Raw genomic sequence first — 23968 nt, 5'->3', positions numbered from 1 at the left:
ATTTCTTGTCAAACTGGATAAAAATTATTCAAATATTATTCCTTAGTCGCACCCGGACGATTTTTGTACCATTCCTCAAATTCTTCACTCAAGCCCTTTTGCTCAACGAACGCGATATAATCGACGACGATATCCTTCAAGTCGCTTGCGAGTTCCAAAGCTTCGTTTGCTTTCACTTTGTAACTACCTCCTCATATTTTGATAGAATGGCTTCCCTCTCCGTCCGGAGTTCCTCAATCCGTTCCTTCAACAAATCCTTTTCACCGGCACTGTAGCCACCCGGAGAAAGGATAAGACTTTTAGCCAGTTTTATGTGCTCCTTCATAATCTGTTCAAGTCGCTGACCGTCAGGAGAATCATAGGCGTTAGTAACTGTGCGGTGGTTAAATAAGCGTTGTATTATCATTGCTTTGTATCCTCAATGTCAGGGTTAATGTGGGCACGATAATCGGCGTTAGCATCCCCAAGCAGTTCGGATAGCTTTTCCAATATTTCTGCCCGCTCTTCGAATCCTCTTGCGTTGTAATGTCTTCCTTCCGAATGCAATTCATGGCTCATATTTTTAGCTTTTTCTATCGAATGCTCAATTCCAAACGTGGCGTCAAGAACATCTTCAAATTCGATAGAGCGAATGAAAGTGATAAGGGCAGCTTCTTGAGGCGTAAGCTCGATATCCGAGGGAATGTTTTTCGGGTCCAAACCATAATGAATTTCCTTGTAGTTCTTGGCTTCATCAATTCCTTCGGGAGAAATCACGTCGCTATTGAACCAAGCGGAATAATGATCACTTGCGATACAAATAAGAATTTGACAGTCGGAAATCTCTTTATAGAATGAGTGTATGCCGAGATCAAAACCCAAACTTAAATCACCCAGTTCGACAACCACAGCATCAGGGCCGCCTTGACGCTCGAAGTATTCAATAAGATCAACAGATTGCAAAGTTATTCCACATAGCGGATCCAAAGAAGCGTCTTGCTTAAATTCCATGCTGCATTTCACGCCGTACTTTTGCATGACTTCGAAAAGATGGACGATTTCACCAGAATTTGAATCTAGCATTTTAGTTACACCTGGTACTTGGGGTTCGAATTTCATTGATCATTTCTCCTTTGTATTTGGGTATTGTCTCGCTTCGCCTTTGCCATCAATCCGACTAGTATCGAATGGAACTTGTCTAGCACTCCCATCCGAACCATTACATCAATCCCCGTTGCCTTTCCCTTCAAAGTGCTTTCAGCGAAAGGTTTCCCAGTCTTGGCTATGCGCTCTTCATTGATGCGTTGACGTTCATTTTTCACTCGTCGCCGAACATCAATCCCGTATTGATCAAGCAGGATGTCATATATCTTGTTATAAGCTTGGTCATGTTCGATATGTGCCCATCTAGCTAAATCAGCAACCATGTCTTTAACTTTGGAAGCATCCGGGATCGCCGTTAGATTCTCGGTTAAAACGTTGAAACCACTGTTTAACACCGCAACCTCTTTTTTTAATTCTTTTTGCGCGAGTTCGGTTTTGATCATGAATTGGAGGATCGGACTCAAGTCGTCAATGTTCGCTGATTCCTTTGCTCGGAAATAACCATCAAGGATCTCTTCGTATTTATCCCATGCCATGTCATCATCGAAAATTTTTAGTATTTTGGCGTATCCTCGTTCCGATAAAAGATATACATTGTTCGCAGCGTTTAAAGCATTCTGCGTCAATATTCCGCTGTCGACCAAATCGACCGCAAATGAAGTACCTTTAACATCCATCAAATCGATACCATTTTTGAAGCGATCGCGATTATTGTTAACAGCTTCATTCACATGCTTTAGATCCTTACGGTGAATGTCTGAAACAGTCTTCGCCAGTATCGATTTCCTGTCCCTACCAAATCCTCCGGCAATATTCGGAACCTCGATTCCTGAAATAATGACCTTGCCGTTAATTGTTGGCTTGTCCACTCGCTCACCTTCCTTATAGGCTTGTCCTTACTGCCTTATGAAAGTAATCCAATTTGGTTGAAATTAGCAATTCTCAAAAATAGCGATTTTGCTTTTTTCTTACTGGAAAATCTTCTGTATCATCGTGATACATTTCGTTACAAAATGTCCATTTAAGATTTCCTTGTCCGTGTAGTCCGCCAAGTTCGGTGATAACTTCCAGTTGTGGATAAGTACGTTCTTACAAATCCTCGCGATTACGCTATCGTTCTTGTATTATTGAAAATGACTTTTCCTATTGGGCTACCTGTTCCCGCTCACGCTCATTGGAAGAGGTAATCAATCTCGCTTCGTACTCTAGCAGCCACTCCCGTTTGATTCTCCGCAATCTACCATTCTTGTAGCTTTTAAGTTCCCCCGTCTTTACCACAGCCTTAAGTTTGGTTTCCCCCATGTTGAGGTATGCCGCAGCCTCTGGGACGGAAAGGTTGTCCCGTAATTCGTATGTTGTCATTGAAGATACCTCTTTTCTATCAAGAAATTATTGTTCAATCCGTTTCTATTATTTGTCCGCAACTTGTATTTCCGTCATTTTAAGCATATTTAAATCAAGTTCCAAACAGACACCCAATCTCGATAAAGCATCAATACTGGGCGCATATCGACCATTTTCAATATCAGAAATATAATTACGAGACAATTTTGTTTCTGATGAAACTTCGTTCTGTCTTTTTTTCATAGCTTTTCTCTTGCCTTTGATAACTGCACCCAATGCTTTTTTATCAATCACTCTTATCACCTCCAGCACTTAAAATGTACAGTAATCACGACATTTTTGTAAATTAGCAAAATAGACCATTTTCAAGCATTTAGGTGCAAAGATGGCATTATATCTTGTATTCACGACTTTATGCTTAATAATACTTGTATTTCCGTCATTTAAGAACTTGTAAAGCCGACATAATACAAATATAATCGAATCAATAAGTCGGTTTATCCGACAATCGGAGGGAAAGCCGCAATGTCTATAGGAAAGAATGTTAAAATGTATCGCAAACAAAGAAAGCTTACTCAACACGAGTTAGCCGAAAAGGCTACGCTCTCCCGTTCATATTTGGCTGATTTAGAAGCGGACCGGTATAATCCAAGCGTCGACACTTTAAAAACAATAGCTGACGCCTTACAAATCCGTGTTCATGAACTACTAGATGAAGGGAATGAACAAATGCTATCCCCAAGAGAAGAACGTGATATAGCGACAAAATTAGAGTCCATGATGAGTGAGTTAGAAAGCGATGTAGCTCTTTCATTTCATGGAGAACCGATGGATGAAGAAGAACGTGAACTACTTCGGATTTCTCTTGAGAACTCTTTACGTTTGTCCAGACAAATGGCTAAAAAGAAATTCACCCCTAACAAATATCGTAATTAGCTTGGAGGACACGGGATGGGCTTTGTTCGTTTAGAAGTTCAACGCCTACTTAAGGCATACAAAACCAATGATCCTCTAACGATAGCAGCTCAGAAAAACATCACAGTTCTTTATGAGGTTCTTGGGCATAACACGTGGGGGTATTTTTCCTGCATGAATCGGATACCCATCATCCACGTCAATAATAAGTTAGGTGAATTCGAAACACGCTTTACAATCGCTCATGAGCTCGGCCACAGAATTCTGCACCCGAAGCTCAACACACCGTTCCTTCGTCGCAATACATTATTCTCGGTCGATCGAATAGAACGTCAAACTAATCGGTTTGCAATTTATCTACTAATCGGCCACGAACAGCCAGATATCGGCGAGTCTGTTGGATCATTCCTCAGTCGATGTGGCATTCCGGAAGAAATGTACAACTTTTACTCCTGACAAGCTTGGGGCATCCCGCCACAAGGCGGTTTCCTATATCCATTAACCGAACATACATTCCCATTGGAAGGAGGTGAAAACTAAATGGCGAAGAAGGTTAAAAACATCCGTGAGCGCGATGGTAAGTTCTACTTCCGCTACAGCATACCTGCAGAAGTGAACGGCAAGCTACGTCGCAAGCAAAAGGAAACAATCGGCTACGATACCCTGAAAGAAGCCGAAGATGAAGGTATCCGAATAAAAGCGAAATTGCTGCTGGGAACCTACATTGAGGAAAAGGAAAATCTATTATCTGAATGGGCTGACATATGGATTGAATCCTATGCAGCAACCGGAATAGTAAAAGATTCTACGGTAAAAGTTCGACGGGATAATCTAAAGCCAGCAAAAAGGTATTTTACCGGAATGAAGTTAAAAGATATTACCAACCTTCAATACCAGACATTCCTTTATGATCTAAAGACCATGAAACAAGTGAAAAATTCAAACCGCAAGAAGCCGGGATATACTCAGAAAACAATCCGAATGATTCACGAAGCAATGAGTATGATGTTTCGCGAAGCCGTCCAGATGAAAATCATCTCTGAGGACATCACTTTCGGAGCAAAAATGCCCGGCTTTCAACAAACAGTTGAAGAACTCGAAAATGAAGAAGAATTACCTGAGTTCATGGAAAAGGGACAACTCGCTCATTTCCTTCGGACGGCCAAAGCATTCGAGGACCCTCAGATATACCATGCATTAACTGTCCTGGCTTATACCGGCCTTCGGATCGGAGAACTGTGTGCCTTGAAAACGTCAGATATCGACGAAGTAAACAAGAAGGTTAGTATTACAAAGACGTTACACCTCAGAGGTGCTGTTGAAAATTTTAAACTTGGGACTCCTAAAACAAAAAGTTCGAGGCGTAAGGTTGATATCGGAAAGATTGCCCTCAAAGCATTCAGCTCGCAAGCAGCTTGGCGAAAGGAGTATAAATTTTCCGAATTACAAAACTATTACAAGAAAGCAGAGTTTGTATTCATAAACCATAAACAGTTCCCTGGAACGCCGTTATCCCCGAGGGAATTGAACAGGGACATGAAAATCATACTTGAACGCGCTGGGCTCTCTCCTGTACTCTCTCCGCATTCCTTGAGGCACACCTATACAAGCCTCATGGCAGAAGCCGGCGTCGAATTACCGGCCATCCAGCGTTTGCTAGGACACCAAAATGATGCTGTTACTCGCAGGGTTTATCTTCACATAACAGAACCGAAGAAACGAGAAGCTGTCGATCGTTTGGATGAACTCATGGAGGACTTAATATGAAATCGAAGTATCGTACCGAATCGAGTGTGGGGGGAATGTGGGGGAAAGCCGTGAAATCATTGATGTAACAAGGCATTACTGACATCATACACATATCCGTTATCGTATCCGGCACATCCTCCAAGCCGTTGGCATGAACCGATGTGATACTCCCCTCATGCCCGCGAGTGCATGCGCGTACGTAGATGTTCGCATCTTCATCCCTTATTTCCGCATGGCAAATCCGCTGAGGCGATTGGCGAAGCGCAAGCTTAAACGCCTGGCGCGGGCCATGTATGGGATCATCCTCATCGGATTCGTACTCCACGACGTTCTTGTCGGGGAAATCCCGGGCCAACATGAGCTCGTAACGGCTTTCGATCGTCACGATCCTCTCTTCATCGGGCATCGCCGATATTAAAGCTTTGATCAGGTGTGTTTTACCGGTATTCGTCGCTCCGATCACGACCATGTTAAATCGGCTTCGCACGATGACCAGCAGAAGCTCGCGAACGCGATCATCAATCGTTTGATACTTCGGCATGCATAACGTTTCTAAATTAAACCGTTTCACTGTGTACAAACGAATGGTCATCGTAGGCTGAGCGGTAAATCCAAAACCGGTCAAGGTGACCCGCGAACCGTCCAACAGGAGCACCTCCGCCCATCTTTTGCGCGGGTTGATCCTATCATTGTTGAACAGCACCAGGTTTTGCTGGATCCGTTCAACATGGCTAAGCTCCTGAAACCGATAAGGCGAAGCTACGGCTCTTCCGTCCCGCACTTCGAATATCCGGGTACCGACCACTTGAACCTCCTCCAAGCCTTCGCGATTTCGCAGAACAAGCTCCAGTACGTTCATTCCGATGACTTCCGCGAACAAAGCCTCGGCTAAAGTAGCATAAGGTAGGCCTCCGAAGGAAAGGTGCTGAAGCCGTTTCTTAATGATCCAATCGGAGATGACGGCAAGCATCTCAGCCCGCTCCTGCGGAAAGCCGATGACCGCCCGGTTCAGCTTCTCGGCATAACGCCGGCGTTCCTCTTCGCTCCAACCGCGGGGAGCCGCAAGCATATGGCGAACTTCTTCCGCATAAGCCTGCAGGTTATTCAATCCATCGGGCTTATCGCCGGTAGTTGCCGCTGCCTTGACGGATAAGTTTTGCAAGTTCGCTGCATAGGCAGTAGAAGAAAACCGTTTGCCCGTAACTTCAGCGCTCATCCCCCCCTCCGCCTGTGCACCATCAAGCGACGCAGCCAAGGCCGATCCGTCTTCTGCAGCCTTTGCGACCAATTCATCTTCGCGAGCAAGGGATTCGCAACCGCATCGAAAGCTGCCGCATTTCTTTCCTCAGAAGCCAGCCACTCGTCCAACCTGCCGCTATCCAGCTGCAAATGAACGCTTTCGGTTAAGCGCAATTCCGTATAATCGGTACACCCGGCTTCCTTGCGAATCTCCTTCATCCGAAACCCTCCCGTCGATCGATTATTATTATGCAGCAGCACCAATTGAAACTGCTCCGGCAACATCCCGAATTGCGACCCGACTTGACCGGTCCAACGATGGATGTCCTCTTGGAAGTGACTCAAACTGTCGGTGGTGACAAGAAACCGGTCATCGGCTTCCCTCATTGCGCAAACGGTAGCCGCATTGTCCCAATAAGCGCTCACGTCGGCGATCGTTAGATCGAACGCCTCTCGGGACGCAGCAAGTAATTGCTGCATGTCCTCCGGCTCGTAATATTCGGCCTGCTCTCTGGCCATATTGCCGAATAAGACGTGCAGTCCGCCGAGCTTAGGAGAACGGAATGAGTATTGGCGCAATTTATCCCCGGTCAGCGTACCCGCCCGAAGCTCGGGGCGCACTCCGTCCAATGTAACGTCAGGCTTGTCCACCCCGAGGTACAAGTGGGTTTTGGCGCTTTTCAAATTGAGACATAAATAACCGACCTTCCTGCCTGTCTGCGCAGCTATGCGATAAGCCGTACCGAAAGCCGTCAAAGAGGTTCCGATATTCGGCGTAGAGCCTGCGAATGCCGCTAATCTTCCCGACATTATTGTTCATCCTCCTTAATAGAAGAAGCTTGGAAGGCAATAATCAGCTTCGCGGTTCCGCCTTTGCAAGCGGAATCCATTGTAAGCCATTGCGCTTCCGTCAAATTCAAATTGATGGAGTCGATCGTGCCGTTGGCATCCCGTCTGGAAGCGTACATTCCTTCTTTGTCATCGTTAGCCATGGAGAGCACATTCGGATTTTTCGGATTATCGATCTCCAAGTTTGCCGCCGTCTTGACGCCAGCAACCCTGATCGGATCGGGATACAGCTTGCGCGAAGCGGTCGTCTCATCCGACAAATAAACCGTGACCTCATCCCCTGCTCGAATGCCGCTGGAAACCGACTTCACATATTCCCTCGGAATTTGGAAAGTGGATTGTCCGCTGCCGGGCAGTAGGCGATATTTATCGACCTTCCACCTTAACAACGGCTCTCCGCTACCAAGCGGCACCGAGGTTTCCAGTCCGATCGCTTCCGCCATATCCGTCATCATCTCCGGCAACACTGCCGCGCGCGGCAAGGGAATGATCTTCAGATGCTCGGCACCGAGTTGGGTCCCCGTCGCGATAAATTGCTTGGGGACAACAACTTCTACCGTCTCTTGCAATTTAATTTGCCTTAATTGAAGCAAGTAGACGCCATACACGAGTATCCCTGATATTACCGCAGCCGATAAACTGATTACGGCCTGTCTACGCCGATTCATCGATCCACCCTCATCTCTCCGGAAAATAAAAAACGCAGGCGCAAGAGGTTTCCCTCCATCGCCTGCGTTCTTCGCAGTCAAATCTTATAAACATTAGCCTGTATGGGCTTGACAACGATCACTATATCAAATCCAAATACGTCTGTAAATACTTTTTTTTACAATTTACCGCAAAACTTGCCTTTTATCTAACAAAAGGGTTCTCGCGCCGTTCATCTCCGATGGTCGTTTCCGGTCCATGTCCGGGCAGCACGAGTACGGATTCCGGGAGAACGTAAAGCTTCTCGCGAATAGAACGGAATAACTGATCCTGATTGCCGCCAGGTAAATCCGTCCGACCTACTGATCGATGAAATAACGCATCCCCGGCAAATAGAAGGTCGCCGACCAGAAGGCTGACGCTTCCCGGAGAATGACCCGGCGTGTGCTTCACATGAAACGTTTCTCCAATGAACTCCAGCGCTTGCCCATCCTCGAAATGATGGTCCGGCAAGGCCGTCGTGATCGGCGGCGTAACGTCCGCCCAGCGGTTGGAACCGTTTTTCCCGGCATCGGTTAGCCAGTCTTTCTCCAGTGCATGAAGATAAACGGGGCAGCCATACTTGTTGCGTAAAGCATCCACTCCGCCGATATGGTCGAAATGAGCGTGAGTAAGCAATATGGCTTCAACCTTTAGCCCGTCAAGCTTGCGCATAAGCGCTCCATCGGCAGTTCCCGGATCGATGACAATGGCATGCGTCCGTTCCGTGTTCACGACCACGTAAGCATTCGTCTGAAGAGCCCCTAACGAAAATCTCTGAAAAGTCAGCATCGTCTATTCGACCTCAAACGCCGGACAAAATGTCGCGTATTTCCTGCAAAATAATCGTTTGGTACCCTGTATCTTCACCGTAGCGACGTCCCATCTCTTGCCGGGCTACCGTGATTTTCTCCTGATAATCCGGCGCTTCCCTGTCCGGGTTCGCTGCTTTGAAAGCATTCATGACTTCTTGAACGTGCTTCGGACGAGCTCCCCACTTGCCAAGCAAATGTCCGCCCGTGTCCGTGAACAGAACGACCGGAATCGCGCGCCCGCCCATCGTCAAATGCTGGTCCATCAGATCTAAATGCTGCTCCATGATCAACACTTCGGTCGGTATACCCGCCTTTTCCATAGCCTGAAAGACAACCGGCACATTGCGCACGACATCTCCGCACCAATCGGCGGCTATGATCAAGCAACGCAGATCGTCGCGGTTGTTCAACGATTCGTAAAACTCTTCCAGCTCCGCATCATTCCATTGGAATTGATTATACCAGGAAGAAAACGCGTCTTCGTTTTTGGTCATGCTTTCCACGAATTGACGGGGTGAAAGGCCTTGATTTAATTTACTGGCTAGCAATTGGCTCATGCGTAAATCCCCTCTCATGTTCCGGTTATGTAGCTTATTTTAGATGCTTTTGCCTCTCTTGCGCAAATATTGGTACAGGAAATAAGCAACTAAAAGCGCAATGGCGATCAGGATGATCGGTTGGACGTACTTGGCCGCCTCGCCTTTGATATTCTCCCAATTTTCGCCAAGCGACGAACCTAACCAAACGAATAGAATTGACCACGGGATAGAAGCAAGCACCGTCAGCAATGTAAATTGGCTTAGCTTCATACGAGCCATTCCCGCCGGTATGGAAACGACCTGACGCATAACCGGTACGAAACGGCCTGTAAATACGATAACGGGACCGTACTTGGCAAACCATTTTTCCGCGATATCGACGTGCTTAGGCTTCAAGTGCAAAAATTTCCCGAACTTGTCCAGGAAAGGCCTGCCTCCATAACGTCCGATCGCATAAAGCAACCATTGCTGGAGAATCGCGCCGATCGTTCCGCAGATTACTGCGCCAAGGAAAGTAATATCTCCTTTGTAAACGAGGTAGCCGGCATACGCTAACACGATTTCGCTTGGAATGACTTCAATGGCAAGACCGATAATAATGCCCCAATAACCCAAGCTCTCTATCCATACGAGAATTTGGGACAACCATTCGTGCAACGTATCCATCATGGCTAAAACCCACTTTCTATCCCTTAATAACCGTTTCTATTCTAGCATACGTCAACGCCCTTCTTCCAGTTATGCGAACAGATAGGAAAATCATCGCGGGCTTGTCATGCCGGGACGGGCCCGCGCATACACTGCGATAGGTGGACAAAGTTGAAGAGGAGAGAGCGGCATGAGTAAAATCGTTATTCTAAACAGGAAAAAGATTCAATTCTACACGATTCTAGCAGTTGTCGTTATTCTGGCCGGCGCTTATTTCGGTTGGCAGCAGACCAAGCCAACGTTGGCGCCCGCGGGAGAAAACACGCAGGTCATTCAACTGGTGACAGGGGAATTCACGGCTACGTCCGACAGCGGCAAAAAGCTGGAATCGTACGTTTTTTACCCGGGTACGGTCATCGTCCATAAAGGCCAGCCGGTCGAGCTTCGCATTTCCGGGGTAAATGGGCAGTCTCATCCTTTCGTCATCGAAGGTCTAGATGTTTCCGGCGAGATCCACAAAGGAAAAACAACGATTGTTCGGTTCACGCCGAAGGAAGCGGGTGTATACTCCATCATCTGCCAAACCCACTCCGATCCGAAATCGGGCGGGCCTATGGTTGGCTATCTAGTCGTGCAGTAACCTGTGACCTCCTCTTTCTCCCCTGCATAGGGTATGGGAAGAGAGGTTGGGTGACGCCCGATGAAAATGTTTCAGGAAAAGCATGCCGCCCCGCTCCCTACTCCCCGCAGCATTCGCAGGGCTTGCGGCAATGAGTTGTACCGTACCGTAAAAAGGTTAAAGTTGCACATTCCCGCTCCCCTGGTGAAGCAAGCCGAACAATTATACGTAGACCGGGTCATCGGCAACCTCATGTGGATCGCGGAAAATCGCAGCAACCGCAAAGCTTTGGCCGACTGGTGGGACGATGAAATCAGCGAGGAAATCGCGGCATTGTGGAACGTGGACCGGGTAAAGCTCATGCAAGCTTTCCGCGATGCTTTTGGCGGGTAGCGCAGCAAAAAACGGAGACCGCTTATGGCGCGTCTCCGTTTTTGTTGCATGCATAGGCTCGCATCGCATTAGCCGATAATCGCGAAAGTAAGACGGGCAAAGATCGGGCTACTGCTCGTACTACGGGAACGATTGGATATTTTAGGGAGAATGATGCGGGACTTTTTGGAATCTCCTAGGAGAGGTTTTCTGTGTTGGACAGCCATTGGATCACTTCTTTGTCACGTTTGCTTCAATGTATGTGACAGCAGAGCTCGTCATCACGGACATCCTCCCAATCCCGCGTCCATTTTTCCGGTTTTTCCTCGAATGTCTTGCAGTGAAGCGGCTGGATTAGAGATTCGGCAAGCTGTTAAGAAGCTCGCGCGCCTGCTCCTGCCAGTCCTCGTCGCCTTCGTCGATGACTTCCCGCAAGAGGATTCCCGCTTCATCTGTTCGCGACAGCAGGATTAAGCATTGGGCGGCATGCAGCTTGGACGCTATGGTCAGCCTGAATTTCTTGCCATTGGCCGGATTACGCATAGCAGTAACTTGACGGTCGAGCGCTCGGTATTGCTCGAACATAGACATCGTCGCTTCAGCGGCCTCGCGCGCTTGCTCCGCGTCCCCGCCCTCTTGGCGAGCCTTCGCCAAGCTCGCCATAGCCGCGATCGCGGCGGTTTGCCCCTCGCGGCTAAAGCGCTCGAGCCGCAACGCCTCGCGCAAGCGGCTGCGCGCTTGCGCAACATCGCCAAGCTCGGCATAAGCTATGCCGAGCTTCAAGAGCAGCGGCGGGGCCTGCGGTTCATACCGCAGCCCCGCCTCCAGCAGGCTCGCCTGCTCCTGCAATGGCAGGAGCGGCGCGAGCTCTAGGCGAATCCGCGACCACGCGGGATTCGCCTCAAGCGCCGCGCGCAGCTGCGCTTCGCGCGCGGCAGGCGTCGCCGCCGATGCGGCGGCGGCGCGGGCGCTTTGGGCGGCGTCGGATCGCCACGCCGCCCAAAGCGCTATCATAGCGCTGCCGACAAGCAGCAGCGCAAGCCCTAGGCGGCCGATCGGTCGCCAAGCTCCCGAGAGGATAGCTGCCCTCTCCTCCGAAGGAGCAATATGCAACATAAACCAAGCAAGCAACAGCAGCCATACGAACCCATATGACCAATCGAAATCAACCGCGGCATGAATGAGCAAAACCGCAGCCGGGGCAACCGCGGCCTTCCGGTGCTTCCCTATTTTCGACAAATATACGATTATCATGATCAGCAGCAGCGATAACCCAACCAGTCCCGTATCGAGCGCGATTTCGATATAGCCGCTATGAACTTCATTGCCTACATACGGCTGGCTTTGATATAAACCAAACAACATTCGCCAGCTCTCCCCGCCATATCCTAGCCAAGGAGAATGCTTGAACATTTCCCAAGCGTCCGCATAGAACAGCTTTCGCGAGGCTACCGTTCCATAATGACCGGCAATCCGCGCTCCGGCGCTTCCGAACGCGGCCCATGCGGCGACCGCCATTCCCGATCCGGCGACGATCCATGAAACAGCCAGCCACGCTCTATTTTCGATAGAGTTTAATCCATTGCCGCTAGCTTTCCGATTCTGATAGATTATAAGTCCAATGAGCACAATTGTTCCAGCAAGCGCACTTGCAACAGATATCCAGAATTGTCCGCTAGCCCATGTTTGATACTTGACCACGCCTTCGAATTCATTTACCGCTTCCATCCAATTCCATGCAGCCTTAGCCATAAGCGCGGATCCGATCGCCGTAATGCCTGATATAAGCAGCAGTTTCCTACGGCCTGGGCGGTCTGCAAGGAGGAAAGCCAAAAAGAGTCCCAGCGCTAATGCGACGACAGCCCCTCGGGATTCCGTTAGCAAGATAGCTCCTCCGTAAGGTATGACCGTCGCGGCCGCCAACCACGAATATCCTTTATGCTTTCCGGAGCTTGTCCATGCTTGGAGCTGCATCAATAAAAATGCAGCCATTACGGCACCGTATGCGTTAGGATATTGCATAAAGCCGGCTAAACGCGCTCCGGTCGCCGATAATTCCGCATCATTGAATTTGAGCACGATTTCCGTGAAGGAAGTCCAGCCATACCAGCCCGCCCAGCCGCCGGCAAGCAGCAATAAACCTGCGGACTGAATGGCGGCCAAGCCCCAAACCCTGCTCTCCGGCTTGCGCCATAATCCCCATAGCAGCAAGGTCCACGAGCTATAAGCTAACCAACGCAGCATGGCATCGATCGTTCCTTTGACGGAAGCGGGTCCAAGCGACAACTCCAAAGCATATACGGCAAACATCCCGAAGGGCAGCAGCGCCCATAGCGGAATTGCTCCAACACGCCGATTCACCGAATGAAACACTATCCAAACGATCAATCCAATATACAAAAATGCCTCCAGCCGATAGAAATCATTCTCGAAAAACATTCCGTAACGATACGCCGACCATCCGAGAACTGCGGCAACTCCCAAGGCGATCAACAAAGATTTGGTTAAGCCATTCGTCACTAATCCAGGCATGACTTTATCCACCTCCCAGCTCATCGCACACTAAACGCAAAAAAACAGGCCGCATTTACGGGCCTGTCGATTGTCCACTCGCTTCATCCTCTTAACCTGCCCGATGTGACTCATTGTAACATGAATCCCTTGTTTCCAGAACGTTATATTCCGTTACCGCTCAGCCGTTAAAAGTACGCTTACTGACTAGGTCCCTCCGAGTTTGCGCATGCTTCTCGACCTGTTGACGAAGAATCAAAGCTCTTAACGGGCGCAACATTTCCGGTTCCAGTACTCGCATCTTGGCACCGCAATGCAGAACATCCTCATGACGCTCGCGACGGACGATTTCAAGCTCGCAGCTGAACCCGAAGCCGATTTCTACCATTGCCTTCAAGCGAGAGTTCGGCAACAAATGAGGCGCGTCTTGACCCGAAAAGCTGATTCCCGAAATGCTGATATCATGAACGATAAAAGGTTTCGCATTTTCCGGAACGAATTCTTCGCCATTTTCATTAAACACGTGCACGATTTGAGCTTTGCCGGTTATTTCGACCCGCGGGTGCTCCCGCCTCTCCTTAAAACGCTTGACTACATCGGGTGGCTGCAGAAGGGCGATCGCCCCTTCGTATTTGGCGAATACGACCGAAGGCATCGATTGAATACCTATCGGGGAATATATCGTCAGTTTTACCGTTTCCCCCAACTCAAACTGATCGTACTCATGAATCTCGACTTCAAACAGTTCGCCTTCTAAGTTGGTCATTACGCCGGTCGTCACGAAGTTTTTCCCTTCTACTACGGTTCGGCAGTGAAGCAACGCGTTTAGGGGAAGCAGTTCATTTTCCCGATCCGACTTTATGTTCCTGGTATCTCCGTTTTGAGTCATGCCCGCCAAACCACCTTTCTAGCCTTGTAGCCCATAAAAAAAGGCAGCTCCCGATCGGAAGCAGCCTGATTTGCCTAATGAATCCCTGCAAGGGATTAATCGGCAGCCAGGCTGTCATCGTCCTTGCGAACATTAGACCCTGTAGCTTTGCGTCCTTGCTTTTCAGCAAGTTTGCCTTGTTCGAATTTTTGTTTTCTGTTGAAGAGATTGTATCACATTATGTTTTCATCCGTCACCTTTAGGGCTGACCCTATCGGCGGATACCTTGCTTCACCGTGCCATGACGACACGATTCCGTCCCTCGTTCTTTGCTTTGTACAATGCCGAATCCGCGCTGGAGAACACTTCGCGCAAGTATTCCTTCGGATCGTCGAAGCTTAAATCCTCGCTTGATTCCGAAAGAACGCCCATGCTGATCGTTACGTGGACCTTTTCCGTTCCGGCGTCCACCCAATTGTCCCCGACGGCTAACATGATTCTTTCCGCCAACAGCTCCGATTGCTCGCGATTCGTATGCGGCAAATAGATCGTGAACTCTTCTCCTCCGTACCTCGCCAAAATATCCGTCCTCCGAAGTTTTGTCCGTACGATATCGGCGGTGCTTCGAATGACTTCATCGCCTACGAGGTGTCCGTATTTGTCGTTAATCTGCTTGAAATGATCGATGTCGAAGAGAAATATGGAGAACGGAATTTGGTATCTCATATTGAGCAGTACTTCATGCTCAAGCTGCTGCATGAGGTACCTGCGATTAAAGCAGCCGGTGAGGCCGTCCGTTACGGCCATTTGCTCGAGCTTCTGATTGACGCGGAACAGCTCTTCCTGAATTGTGATCAATTCCAAATTACGTTCATGCAGAGCTTCGTTCTTGCGGTTCATCTCCACAACCAGCTTGCGCAGCTCCGTTACGTCATGAAACGTAATGATACGTCCCAGCAATGTTTTGCGGTCGTCCAGCACCGGCGAAATCTGAATCGATACGTGTCGCCCGGCGTTTTCGTGCAAGGAAAACTCCATCTGCATTTTCTCGTACGGATGATGCAAATAGCGATACAAAAACTCGTACACTTCCCCTTGCGTCTGCAATGGGGCGAGAAACTTCTCCATTTCGAACGTTTCGCCTTTGGCCGACTGCACGAACGGAGAAGCGCCGCGATTGACCTCCAGCACTTTGCCGTTCTCATCCACGACGATAATACCCGTAGTCATATGTTCGAAGATATCCCGTTGCGCCATGCTAAGAATATCAAACATACCGAAGCGGTAAATGGCAATGACGAAGCACAAGTCCGATAATAAAATTCCAGACGCCAGCAACCCGGGAACTACAGGAAGCCATTGGGCAAGCAGCACATTGACGAGCACGTCGAGAAGCCCGAACCCCGTCAGCACGAACATTCCGATCAAAGCGGTTGCCAGCTGTTTCCTCTGGTTGATGGAACTGACGGTTTTGAGAGCGTGGAACATATTCATCAAAGCGGTGAAGAAGTAGGTGAATTGAATGAGCACGAGCAGCCAGAATAAAGGGCCGTAAATGCGGTCAAGGTAATTGCCCGCTACCGGAGACATGAAGAGCTCATGGGGATTCCAAAGCGCTCCAATAATACACAGTAATGCAGGCAGGATGTAGATAAATATTCGCCCTGCCCTTAGCTGCTCGACCCGACCCGTAAGGAAAAAAACAAAAACGAGCCATCCAGGACCGAGCATTCCCATCGCGACGAAAGACATATTAATGAAAAATAACTGGACGCCGGAAAAATCGGTCATTTTGACGGCAAATTGACCGAGCGGCCAAAGCATCATTATAAAATGAAAGACCAAATACACTTTGTGAGTTTGAGTAATCCGATTAAACGCGATAACGCTTACGAATAAAATAAACAACAATACGAACAGGGTAAAATCCGTCCACGGAAATGCCAAGTCATTCACCTTTTCACAGAATGGCTATAATCAGAAAATGGAGACAGGCTATGCTTGATTTTACCATAATGTAGCTTTTTCCGACAATAACAATACTATTAAATGGCATTATTTTATTCGAAATTAACGCAAAATTAAGGACTTTTGTACCTGTTTTTCGTGACTTTTGACATAATCATTTCGTTTTATTTTCCATAAAAGGGGAAACACCCATAAAGTCCCTGAATTGTTCATATTCATGTTTTAATTGATCGTTGTCGGTTTTATGACCTTTAACGGCACGAATGAGAATATTTTTAGGTGTATGCTCCAAATCGATGAACTCGAGCAGCTGCGTCCGATATCCCGCCAGCTCAAGAAGATTTGCCCGAATAGCGTCCGTTACCAAAGCGGAAAAACGTTCCTTGAGAATACCGTGCTTCAGCAACGGTTTCAGCAGCGGTTGCGAAAGCTGACGAAACAATTCATGCTGACAGCAGGGGACGGACAAAATTACGCTTGCTTCCCAGCCTATCGCTTTGAGCAGCGCAGCATCGGTTGCCGTATCGCATGCGTGAAGCGTGACGACCATATCAACGGAAGTGTGCCCTTCAAATTGAGCTATATCTCCAACGGAGAAAGACAGGTTATCCCATCCCAGCTCAAGGGCGAGCTTAGAGCAGGTTGAAATGACGTCTTGTTTCAGGTCCAAACCGATAATTCGGACCGGAAGCCGCTCTTTAATGGCTAACAGATGGTAGAGGGCAAACGTAAGATACGACTTGCCGCAGCCGAAATCCACGACCGTCAGTTCTTTGCCCCGCGGAAGATCCGGGATCACATCCGACACCATCTCAAGAAACCGATTGATTTGCCGGAATTTATCGTACTTCGCTTTGACGACGCGCCCTTCGGCGGTCATGACACCAAGAGAAATTAAGAAAGGCACGGGCTCCCCATCCGGAAGCACGTACGCTTTATTGCGGTTATGCTGTTGAGGAACGGCTTCTCTTTTCGATTCCTTGGCATGCGTAATGAGAGACAGCTGCCCCTTCTTATTGGCCAAAACTTGAACGTCGGCGTCCGGAGTTTTGAACAAAGCTTGCTTGTACCGTTCCATCGTCGATTGAAGCTGTTCCTTCACCTTCTCCGGAGACACGTTCTCATGAAATACTTTGTTATTCTGATGACGCTCGAATTGATAGAAAAGACCGGTTTTCAGTTTAATCGGACGTACCGTGAGCTTTCTTGGCGTATCGTCGTCTTTGCGCCGCGGCGCACTGAAGGATGCTTGAATGAGCTGACCTTCCGTTGCGATCTCCTCCAGCAAATCGAGCCATTCCCCAGGTTGGGCCTTACCGTTCATTAAGCATTCTCCTTCATTAAAGCGCCCCATTGCCTGCGCCCTTCTTCCATTTCGTTGCGCGGCAATCCGCCTGATTCGAGTACAGAGTCGTCATAAGCCGATAACCTCTCGTAGAAGGTAAAGCCCTCCTCCGCGGAGACGGCTTCATCTTCCTGCAGCTCGTACAGTAAATTTTCCGCTTCCGCGAGTTGTCCATTGGATTCATGCCATTGCCACAAGGCCAATTTCGTATCGACACCGAGTTCATAGGGGGATAGAGCCGCAAGCAATTGTTCGACGCGTTTGCGAACATCCCACCCTTCGAACTCCATATCATTCCGAAGTATGTATAGATTTAGACGCAATGCCTTCGCATAACGCGGAACGCTCAGCTCCGTTTGTCCGAGGTCCGAGAGAAGCTCTGCTTCTTCCTGCAGCATTGCCGCGACGACGGCAACGGATTCGGCATTGGGCGAGCCCGTAACCGAGAGCATGGACAACAGATCCTCGTCCGACAAGCCCATGGCTAGACGGGAACGGAGCCTTAGCTCCCTCCCTAGAAACTCGTCTATGAGATCAATAGCTTCCTGCTGCTTATGCTGCTCCCGCAATCGCATTGCCTTAGCGAGCACGAGCCCTGCTTGCGTAATTAGTCTGACTAAGTAATCGCGTTCAAACACTGTCTTTCACCCGTTTCTGTTCCAGAAAAGTACCGATCGCGCCCGCGAATGCCTGCGGATCTTCCATCATTCCCATATGGGCAACACCTTCAAGGGTGATCGCGGTAACATTGATTTTGGATACCGGGAATCTCTTCTCCGGCGGGATTACGCCATCTAATTGTCCGGCAAGCAGAAGAATGGGCAGGTCAAGCTTCTCCAGCACATAACCGCGATCCGGTCTTTCCCTCATGCCAAGAGCACAGCCCACGGCTCCGTCAGCCGAAGTCTCGTAACCGATTTCTTTGGCCTTCCGCAATAGTTCGGGCTTGTCCGTGCGGCTGCTGTCCGCGAATAGCTTCGGTATCAAATCATCCACGAACGCTGCGATTCCTTTGGTCCTGATCGTGTCCGCCGCTTTCAGGCGATTGGCTTGCGCGGCCTCGCCGTCCGGGAAAGAGGTGGAATGCGCCAAGCCGAGCGCGAGCAGCCGCTCAGGGTACTTGTCCGCGAAGGCCAACGCTATGTAACCGCCTAAGGAATGACCGATCAAATTCACCCGGGACAATTTTAGTTCATCCAGCAAAGCAGCTAAATCATCCGCTAGTTGCTCCATCGTATATACGCCTTCGCTCGCAGACGAAGCGCCATGCCCGCGTAAATCCGGTGCAATAACGCGGCCTTGAGCGGCTAGCAGCGGCATCGCTTCATCCCAATAACGATGGCTCCCGCAATACCCGTGCAGCAGAACGATCGGGTGACCGCTTCCGGCTTCCTCATATGCGATTGTCGTACCGGTAGAAAGTTTAACTTTTATCATCTGAATCATCCTTTCTTATATCGCCCATTATTAGATGTTAAATTAGCCATTGCTTGCTTATCGCATTCGAAATCTCTCTAGCCATTCCCATAACCTTGTACAGCGAGGTGGACTGCAACGTCCAATAGGGCTTTAAGCTTGCGGCGTTTACGACTCCCGCGATACTATAAGCTCCAACGGCTGGAAAACCTCTGTTTACGGATTGGGCGGGAATGAGGGGTCCTTTTCTGACCAAGTACGCTCCTACGTTATCGGGTCGACCCAAGCACGCATCCACGGCAACGATCGTACCCATTTCTTCCATCGCGGGAACAAGCTGCGGCAAGCGGTCCGCGTCGCAAGGACGCTGCAAGGTGCCGATGACGCGGGTAATTCCATGTTCCTTAAGCATCGTTCCGACCCAAGGTCCAAGGCTGTCGCCTGTTGAGCGATCCGTTCCAATGCATAAGAATGTCAATTCGTCCTTAGGGTGGATAGAAGTGATTTGACTCATAAAATCAAGCAATCCCGCGGCGTCCACCCGCTCCGCTGTCTGCGATTTCCGGTCAAGCATGCAATCCTCCCCCACGCAACGAAAAGCGGTCTTGCCCGCGTTGCAATTCATTGTCATATGCGACTTCCGACATCTTTCCGGCATCTTCTTTCAGGTTACCATTCCCTCATAAGGAATGCTACTTATGCGTTTCATCGATGCGATAGACGGCGAAGCCGTTTTACTTGGCGGCATTCCTCCCCTCTATGGTACAATAACGTCATCCCTATACCTATACCCGTAAGAGAGGAAGTCGACCTATGGACTTAAGCCAGCCGACACAACAAAACGTTGAATATATGATCGAGGCCATCAAAACCAAGCTGCGCATGGCAACGGGAGCGGCAATGCAGGCATCCAGCTTCACCAGCGACAAATACGAGGACCTTAAAGACATTTACGACATGGTAGCTTCCAAAGATAGATTCAGCATTAGCGAAGTCGAAGCGCTAGTATCCGAACTGGGTAAATTGCGTTCTTGAAATCAGATTGCTTAACGGCATCGTACGGCACGGACTGCTATTGCAGTCTGTGCTTTTTTTGTTTGAATCGAAGTTGTCGCGTCGCTGAAATATGGTTGCGTTTCCATCGATAATAATGATCGTAGTCATGAAAAAGGCTGAATAACTCGTTCTGCCGCGGTGCTGTTATGATGATTAACAAATACGGACCGGGAGGCGAAAAAGATGTTGATTCATGACTACACTGCCTATAAAATATGGGAAAGCGATCAGCGTGAACGCGAGTTGGAATTAGCTAGACGGATTGGCGGGTCGGGCATCAAGGTCTCTACCCTCCCTGTCTTTTGGCTGATCGCGCTTGCGTCAAAGCTATCGAACCTTAACCGGTAAAATAGTTCTTGTTCGTGAAGGGGCGGTGAAGCAGCGTGGATTTAATTTACATGAAGTCTTTCCTGGAGGTCGCGCGCTGTCAAAGCTTCACGAAAGCGGCGGAAAACCTAGGATACGTGCAGTCGAGCGTGACCGCGCAAATTCAAAAGCTGGAAAGCGAGTACGGAGTCGTGTTGTTTGAGCGTTTCGGACGAACGATGCGGCTTACATCCGCGGGCGAGCAGCTTCGCGACACCTTCGTCAGGATATTGGAAATATACGACGATTCCAAACGGTTAATCGCAAGGCAGGCAAAAGGAAATTTAGAAATCGGGACGATCGAATCGCTGATGGCGTTTTTCCTGCCTCCCGTTTTTCACCGCTTCTTGCAAAGCTTCCCTGAGATCAACCTTCAGGTCAATGAGATTAACGAAGCCAACATCCTGCAATCCATTAGATCGGGCCTCTTGGACCTAGGCATTCTGCTAGACCGTCCGATCGTCGACGACGATATCGAATCGATCGCGATTCGGAAAGAACCCCTTGTTCTGGTCGCCAAGCCTGAACATCCGTTGTGTTCTGCGGATCAGGTAAGCATCGCGGAGCTGGATGGTCAATTCCTGATCGTGACGGAGCAGGGATGCACGTATCGGGCGGCTTTCGAACGGCTGCTCGGCCAGCATGGAGTCACCTATCATATCCATCACGAGTTCGGCAGCCTTGAAGCCATTAAACAGTGCGTCGGCTACGGACTCGGAATCGCGCTCGTGCCGCACATTGCGGTAACCCGCGAGTTAACTGATCGGCGACTGGTCGCTTTGCCGTTTACTCATCCGGACATCACTTTCTTCACGCAAATCGTTCACCATAAGAAAAAGTGGCTAAACCCCGCGGTCCGTCATCTGATCGAGCTGCTCACAGAGACGGGAAACACAACTTTGGCGTCTGCACAGTCTTCGTAGCATGGACTAAAGCTTAAAAAGCAAATCCCACCCGATTATCACTGGGTGGGATTTGCTTTTTCGAAGCGGTTACTTCCGAACGTAAGGCTGCAACAGAGCGACAGCATCATTCAGCGCTATTTTCCTAAGCTCCAGTCCTTTAACGACCTGCCATGATTCCACGTGCTCAACGGTATGTCCGGATTCTACTTCTTGCAGTTCGCCGAGCGTCTCCAATTCCAACATCAAACTGTTCGTATACAGCTCGAACGACACGCCGAAGTCGGGGTAAGTTCCGCCCACAACGGGCTCATAACTTTTAATGAACGTATCGCCATGATTGCTGTAAGCAGCCCATCCCGCTTCGTTATCGCTTCCGAATTTGTAAGGGGAAGGCCCCTCTCCCTGATCGACCACCAATTCCGACTCGGTAAATGAAATACGGGAATCGTTCAACCGGTTATAAGGCCACAAGATGAATCGGCGATTCGGCAAAAGCCCGTTGTTGGACCCCGTCATCGGAACGACTGCACGCCCTCCTGCCCCCATAACCGACAATGCCCACGGCGCGAAAGTAATTGGCCAAGCGCCATTATTGGTCACTCGATGCACGACCTTGATTCCTGTCCCGGATGGATCGAGCTGAACCTCGATCTCTTTCGTAATCTGATTCCAACGCTCTTGAGCGGACCGTAAAACGATGGCAAAATCGCCGATTCGTTCCCAAGCGACAGGCTCGTTATCGGGATACGTCGTCCGAGGTATCCGTTCGGGGCTCGTCCATAACCGATGGCCGCCATAGATGTTCCAGCTGCCACCGCCAACAGGTGCGAAGGCATCCCCGCCCTGGGTGATTTCGGAGTCGCTATCCTCGAAAAAAAGATTGTTCCCGCCTTGCGAAGAAAGATGAATAATACGAGGACCGTATTCCAACGTAGCAAGCAATTCGACGCTGCCATTACTCAAGGAAACGCAACGCCCCCACTTGTCATGCTTTATTTCCCGTATCAAAATCGATGACATAAAATTTGTCCTCTCCCTCTTGGAATCATAGAAATGTTTACCCGTTTAGATTAACGAAGATGCCGTAAGAAATCGCCTAAACGCTGCCCGGCCGCTTATATCGCCTTTATACACGCCGGCATCCTTCAGCACCGCGTGGAATTTATCGCCCACGTCGGCTTGCAACAACAATTGAACGGCGGCTTCGGAGCCATCCGTGCCATAGAGGTCCACTAGCGTCCACACCCAATCCGCATGTTTGTTCAGGGGGTGCTCCGGTGCGGCAATCGCCGTTTCATCGTAAGACGTATGTCCGGTCAGGATATCGGCGATCAGTCCCAATTCAACCTGCAGTCGACCCGGCAATACCGCAAGTCCCATGACTTCAATGAGGCCGATGTTTTCTTTTTTGATATGATGAAGCTCTTGATGAGGGTGGAAAATGCCGTCAGGATGTTCGGAGCTCGTCCGGTTGTTTCGCAGAACGAGGTCCAGCTCGTAGACGCCATTATCTTTGAATCTGGCGATAGGCGTTATCGTATTGTGCTCTACCTGTCCGCCCTCTTTGTCGCTGAACGCGAGAATTCCTACGGAAGAATCGCTGTAAGCTCGCCATTTCGCCAACGTATGGGCCGCTACTCTAAGGAGCGCCGCGCGATTATTGGACTGCAGACGCAGCACGGACATCGGCCATTGGACGATACCGATCTTCACCTCCGGCTCTTGCGAACAAACCTGCCAATCGAGCACGGCCGCAGTCTCCATAGGAAACACATGCCGTCCCGCTTGGAAATGGTCATGGTTTAATATCGACCCGCCTACGATCGGCAAATCCGCATTGGAGCCGATAAAATAGTGCGGGAACTGTTCGACGAAATCGAGCAGCCTAGAGAAGGTGGCCGGCGATATTTTCATCGGGATGTGTTCACCGCAGAAGACGATGCTATGCTCGTTATAGTAAACGTAAGGCGAATATTGGAAAAACCATGGCTCGTTCTGCAGCGTTACCGGTACAATACGCAAGTTCTGCCGCGCAGGATGGTCGGGGCGTCCCGCATATCCGACATTCTCTTTGCACAATAGACACTTGGGGTAATTGGACTGCGGAAGTGCTTTGAGTAAGGCGATTTCCCTAGGGTCCTTCTCCGGCTTGGATAAGTTGACCGTGATTTCCAAGTTGCCGTCCGCCGTGCGATGTTTCCAGTAACCGTTCTTCTTGATGCGGTCCATGCGAATGTAGTTGGAATCGATATTCAACTTGTAGAACCAGTCCGTTGCGCCGACAACACCCCGTTCGCGCGTCAATTGTTGGAATCGCCGATCGGTTTCCGATGGTCTTGGCATCAGCAGCCCCATGATGCGGGCATCGAAAAGATCTCGAAACATCAGCGTGTCATCCGGCAGCAAACGCAGATCGACAGCCGCATCCAGCAAAGGCTCGAGAAGAGGAACAGGGCTTGCCGGAAGCGAATCGGCGTCAATCGCAGCAGTGACGCCTTCCGCGGGTTCTTTCAGGTGGTATAAATCCAGTAAAGCATTACGCGCTGCTTCTATATCCAAGGATTCGATAAGTCTATTATAATGCGCGAACGCGATAAGCCTCTCGATTGAGAGCGATAGCGATTTCTCGGATGATTCAGACGGGATGGATGTTGTTTCCTTCATTCCTTGACCT

General features: G+C 49.4%; 29 protein-coding genes and 1 riboswitch. Of the genes, 8 read left to right on the top strand and 21 right to left on the bottom strand.

The features are described 5' to 3' along the window. Window positions 1–35 precede the first annotated feature (35 nt). The 6 genes from K7P76_RS29990 to K7P76_RS29965 all read right to left on the bottom strand — a co-directional run bounded on the left by K7P76_RS29990 (window position 36) and on the right by K7P76_RS29965 (window position 2721). Window positions 36–176: a hypothetical protein gene (locus K7P76_RS29990; RefSeq protein WP_232189781.1), complete on the bottom strand. Its 141-nt coding sequence runs from the start codon at window positions 174–176 to the stop codon at window positions 36–38. Next, the gene (locus K7P76_RS29985) at window positions 173–406 is read right to left on the bottom strand and encodes a hypothetical protein (RefSeq protein ID WP_232189780.1); all 234 of its coding nucleotides are present in this window, start codon (window positions 404–406) and stop codon (window positions 173–175) included. Before K7P76_RS29985 ends, K7P76_RS29990 begins: the two co-directional genes overlap by 4 nt. After that, window positions 403–1098 (bottom strand): hypothetical protein, encoded by a 696-nt coding sequence (locus tag K7P76_RS29980; RefSeq protein ID WP_232189779.1) that lies wholly within the window; start codon window positions 1096–1098, stop codon window positions 403–405. Before K7P76_RS29980 ends, K7P76_RS29985 begins: the two co-directional genes overlap by 4 nt. Continuing rightward, entirely contained in the window at window positions 1095–1952 is an 858-nt protein-coding gene (locus K7P76_RS29975; RefSeq protein WP_232189778.1) for an ORF6N domain-containing protein, read from the bottom strand. Before K7P76_RS29975 ends, K7P76_RS29980 begins: the two co-directional genes overlap by 4 nt. 274 nt (window positions 1953–2226) lie before the next feature. Beyond that, window positions 2227–2445, bottom strand: a complete 219-nt coding sequence (locus K7P76_RS29970) for a helix-turn-helix domain-containing protein (RefSeq protein ID WP_232189777.1) — start codon at window positions 2443–2445, stop codon at window positions 2227–2229. 48 nt (window positions 2446–2493) lie between these two features. Beyond that, window positions 2494–2721: a helix-turn-helix domain-containing protein gene (locus K7P76_RS29965; RefSeq protein ID WP_232189776.1), complete on the bottom strand. Its 228-nt coding sequence runs from the start codon at window positions 2719–2721 to the stop codon at window positions 2494–2496. 231 nt (window positions 2722–2952) lie between these two features. Here K7P76_RS29965 and K7P76_RS29960 point away from each other — a divergent pair, with 231 nt between their 5' ends. From K7P76_RS29960 to K7P76_RS29950, 3 genes are all read left to right on the top strand, one after another. Then, entirely contained in the window at window positions 2953–3363 is a 411-nt protein-coding gene (locus K7P76_RS29960; RefSeq protein WP_232189775.1) for a helix-turn-helix domain-containing protein, read from the top strand. Window positions 3364–3378: 15 nt separating this feature from the next. Beyond that, window positions 3379–3798, top strand: coding sequence for an ImmA/IrrE family metallo-endopeptidase (locus K7P76_RS29955; RefSeq protein ID WP_232189774.1), 420 nt, complete (start codon window positions 3379–3381; stop codon window positions 3796–3798). 84 nt (window positions 3799–3882) lie between these two features. Continuing rightward, window positions 3883–5109, top strand: coding sequence for a tyrosine-type recombinase/integrase (locus tag K7P76_RS29950; RefSeq protein ID WP_232189773.1), 1227 nt, complete (start codon window positions 3883–3885; stop codon window positions 5107–5109). On the opposite strand, the gene K7P76_RS29945 is transcribed toward K7P76_RS29950, so the two are convergent. From K7P76_RS29945 to uptA, 6 genes are all read right to left on the bottom strand, one after another. Then, the gene (locus K7P76_RS29945; RefSeq protein ID WP_232189772.1) at window positions 5090–6307 is read right to left on the bottom strand and encodes an ATPase, T2SS/T4P/T4SS family; all 1218 of its coding nucleotides are present in this window, start codon (window positions 6305–6307) and stop codon (window positions 5090–5092) included. The two genes, K7P76_RS29950 and K7P76_RS29945, sit on opposite strands and share 20 nt — an antisense overlap. Further along, window positions 6304–7140 (bottom strand): CpaE/TadZ family protein, encoded by an 837-nt coding sequence (locus K7P76_RS29940; RefSeq protein ID WP_232189771.1) that lies wholly within the window; start codon window positions 7138–7140, stop codon window positions 6304–6306. Before K7P76_RS29940 ends, K7P76_RS29945 begins: the two co-directional genes overlap by 4 nt. Then, a complete protein-coding gene (locus K7P76_RS29935; RefSeq protein WP_232189770.1) occupies window positions 7140–7847 on the bottom strand; it encodes an SAF domain-containing protein in 708 nt (235 codons plus the stop codon). The genes K7P76_RS29940 and K7P76_RS29935 overlap by 1 nt, the downstream gene beginning before the upstream one ends. A 184-nt stretch (window positions 7848–8031) precedes the next feature. After that, entirely contained in the window at window positions 8032–8658 is a 627-nt protein-coding gene (locus tag K7P76_RS29930) for an MBL fold metallo-hydrolase (protein ID WP_232189769.1), read from the bottom strand. A 13-nt stretch (window positions 8659–8671) separates the two neighbouring features. Next, entirely contained in the window at window positions 8672–9238 is a 567-nt protein-coding gene (locus K7P76_RS29925; RefSeq protein ID WP_232189768.1) for a thioredoxin family protein, read from the bottom strand. 39 nt (window positions 9239–9277) lie between these two features. Beyond that, window positions 9278–9889 carry an undecaprenyl phosphate transporter UptA gene (gene uptA, locus K7P76_RS29920; RefSeq protein ID WP_232189767.1) on the bottom strand — a complete coding sequence of 204 codons (612 nt, stop codon included), beginning with the start codon at window positions 9887–9889 and terminating at the stop codon, window positions 9278–9280. Window positions 9890–10058: 169 nt separating this feature from the next. Here uptA and K7P76_RS29915 point away from each other — a divergent pair, with 169 nt between their 5' ends. Next, window positions 10059–10508 (top strand): cupredoxin domain-containing protein, encoded by a 450-nt coding sequence (locus tag K7P76_RS29915; RefSeq protein ID WP_232189766.1) that lies wholly within the window; start codon window positions 10059–10061, stop codon window positions 10506–10508. Between the two features lie 60 nt (window positions 10509–10568). Then, window positions 10569–10880, top strand: coding sequence for a dehydrogenase (locus K7P76_RS29910; RefSeq protein WP_232189765.1), 312 nt, complete (start codon window positions 10569–10571; stop codon window positions 10878–10880). A gap of 333 nt (window positions 10881–11213) precedes the next feature. Here K7P76_RS29910 and K7P76_RS29905 read toward each other — a convergent pair whose 3' ends face one another. The 7 genes from K7P76_RS29905 to yyaC all read right to left on the bottom strand — a co-directional run bounded on the left by K7P76_RS29905 (window position 11214) and on the right by yyaC (window position 19541). Beyond that, complete coding sequence (locus K7P76_RS29905; RefSeq protein ID WP_232189764.1) at window positions 11214–13391, bottom strand: O-antigen ligase family protein; 2178 nt, start codon at window positions 13389–13391, stop codon at window positions 11214–11216. Between the two features lie 160 nt (window positions 13392–13551). Further along, entirely contained in the window at window positions 13552–14259 is a 708-nt protein-coding gene (locus tag K7P76_RS29900; RefSeq protein WP_232189763.1) for a PilZ domain-containing protein, read from the bottom strand. Between the two features lie 98 nt (window positions 14260–14357). After that, a riboswitch (cyclic di-GMP riboswitch) is annotated at window positions 14358–14445 on the bottom strand. Between the two features lie 84 nt (window positions 14446–14529). Further along, window positions 14530–16185: a histidine kinase N-terminal 7TM domain-containing diguanylate cyclase gene (locus K7P76_RS29895; RefSeq protein ID WP_232189762.1), complete on the bottom strand. Its 1656-nt coding sequence runs from the start codon at window positions 16183–16185 to the stop codon at window positions 14530–14532. A 175-nt stretch (window positions 16186–16360) separates the two neighbouring features. Further along, window positions 16361–17530 (bottom strand): class I SAM-dependent methyltransferase, encoded by a 1170-nt coding sequence (locus K7P76_RS29890; protein WP_232189761.1) that lies wholly within the window; start codon window positions 17528–17530, stop codon window positions 16361–16363. Next, the gene (locus K7P76_RS29885) at window positions 17530–18189 is read right to left on the bottom strand and encodes a DUF6483 family protein (RefSeq protein ID WP_232189760.1); all 660 of its coding nucleotides are present in this window, start codon (window positions 18187–18189) and stop codon (window positions 17530–17532) included. Before K7P76_RS29885 ends, K7P76_RS29890 begins: the two co-directional genes overlap by 1 nt. Beyond that, complete coding sequence (locus tag K7P76_RS29880; protein ID WP_232189759.1) at window positions 18182–18988, bottom strand: alpha/beta fold hydrolase; 807 nt, start codon at window positions 18986–18988, stop codon at window positions 18182–18184. The genes K7P76_RS29885 and K7P76_RS29880 overlap by 8 nt, the downstream gene beginning before the upstream one ends. A 37-nt stretch (window positions 18989–19025) precedes the next feature. After that, window positions 19026–19541, bottom strand: a complete 516-nt coding sequence (gene yyaC / locus K7P76_RS29875) for a spore protease YyaC (RefSeq protein ID WP_232189758.1) — start codon at window positions 19539–19541, stop codon at window positions 19026–19028. Window positions 19542–19780: 239 nt separating this feature from the next. Between yyaC and K7P76_RS29870 the strand changes: the two genes are divergently transcribed. The 3 genes from K7P76_RS29870 to K7P76_RS29860 all read left to right on the top strand — a co-directional run bounded on the left by K7P76_RS29870 (window position 19781) and on the right by K7P76_RS29860 (window position 21312). Then, the gene (locus K7P76_RS29870) at window positions 19781–20002 is read left to right on the top strand and encodes a DUF1128 domain-containing protein (protein ID WP_232189757.1); all 222 of its coding nucleotides are present in this window, start codon (window positions 19781–19783) and stop codon (window positions 20000–20002) included. Between the two features lie 204 nt (window positions 20003–20206). Then, window positions 20207–20371: a hypothetical protein gene (locus K7P76_RS29865; RefSeq protein ID WP_232189756.1), complete on the top strand. Its 165-nt coding sequence runs from the start codon at window positions 20207–20209 to the stop codon at window positions 20369–20371. 35 nt (window positions 20372–20406) lie between these two features. Continuing rightward, entirely contained in the window at window positions 20407–21312 is a 906-nt protein-coding gene (locus K7P76_RS29860) for a LysR family transcriptional regulator (RefSeq protein WP_232189755.1), read from the top strand. Window positions 21313–21381: 69 nt separating this feature from the next. Here K7P76_RS29860 and K7P76_RS29855 read toward each other — a convergent pair whose 3' ends face one another. Both K7P76_RS29855 and K7P76_RS29850 read right to left on the bottom strand, forming a co-directional pair. Further along, window positions 21382–22314 carry a hypothetical protein gene (locus tag K7P76_RS29855; RefSeq protein ID WP_232189754.1) on the bottom strand — a complete coding sequence of 311 codons (933 nt, stop codon included), beginning with the start codon at window positions 22312–22314 and terminating at the stop codon, window positions 21382–21384. Window positions 22315–22359: 45 nt separating this feature from the next. Further along, window positions 22360–23958 (bottom strand): UDP-glucose--hexose-1-phosphate uridylyltransferase, encoded by a 1599-nt coding sequence (locus K7P76_RS29850; RefSeq protein WP_232189753.1) that lies wholly within the window; start codon window positions 23956–23958, stop codon window positions 22360–22362. Window positions 23959–23968 lie beyond the last annotated feature (10 nt).

Source organism: Cohnella silvisoli (assembly GCF_021190915.1).
Taxonomy (GTDB): domain Bacteria; phylum Bacillota; class Bacilli; order Paenibacillales; family Paenibacillaceae; genus Cohnella; species Cohnella silvisoli.
Note: the sequence above shows the minus strand (reverse complement) of the source record. Positions and strands in the feature narration are given on the sequence as shown.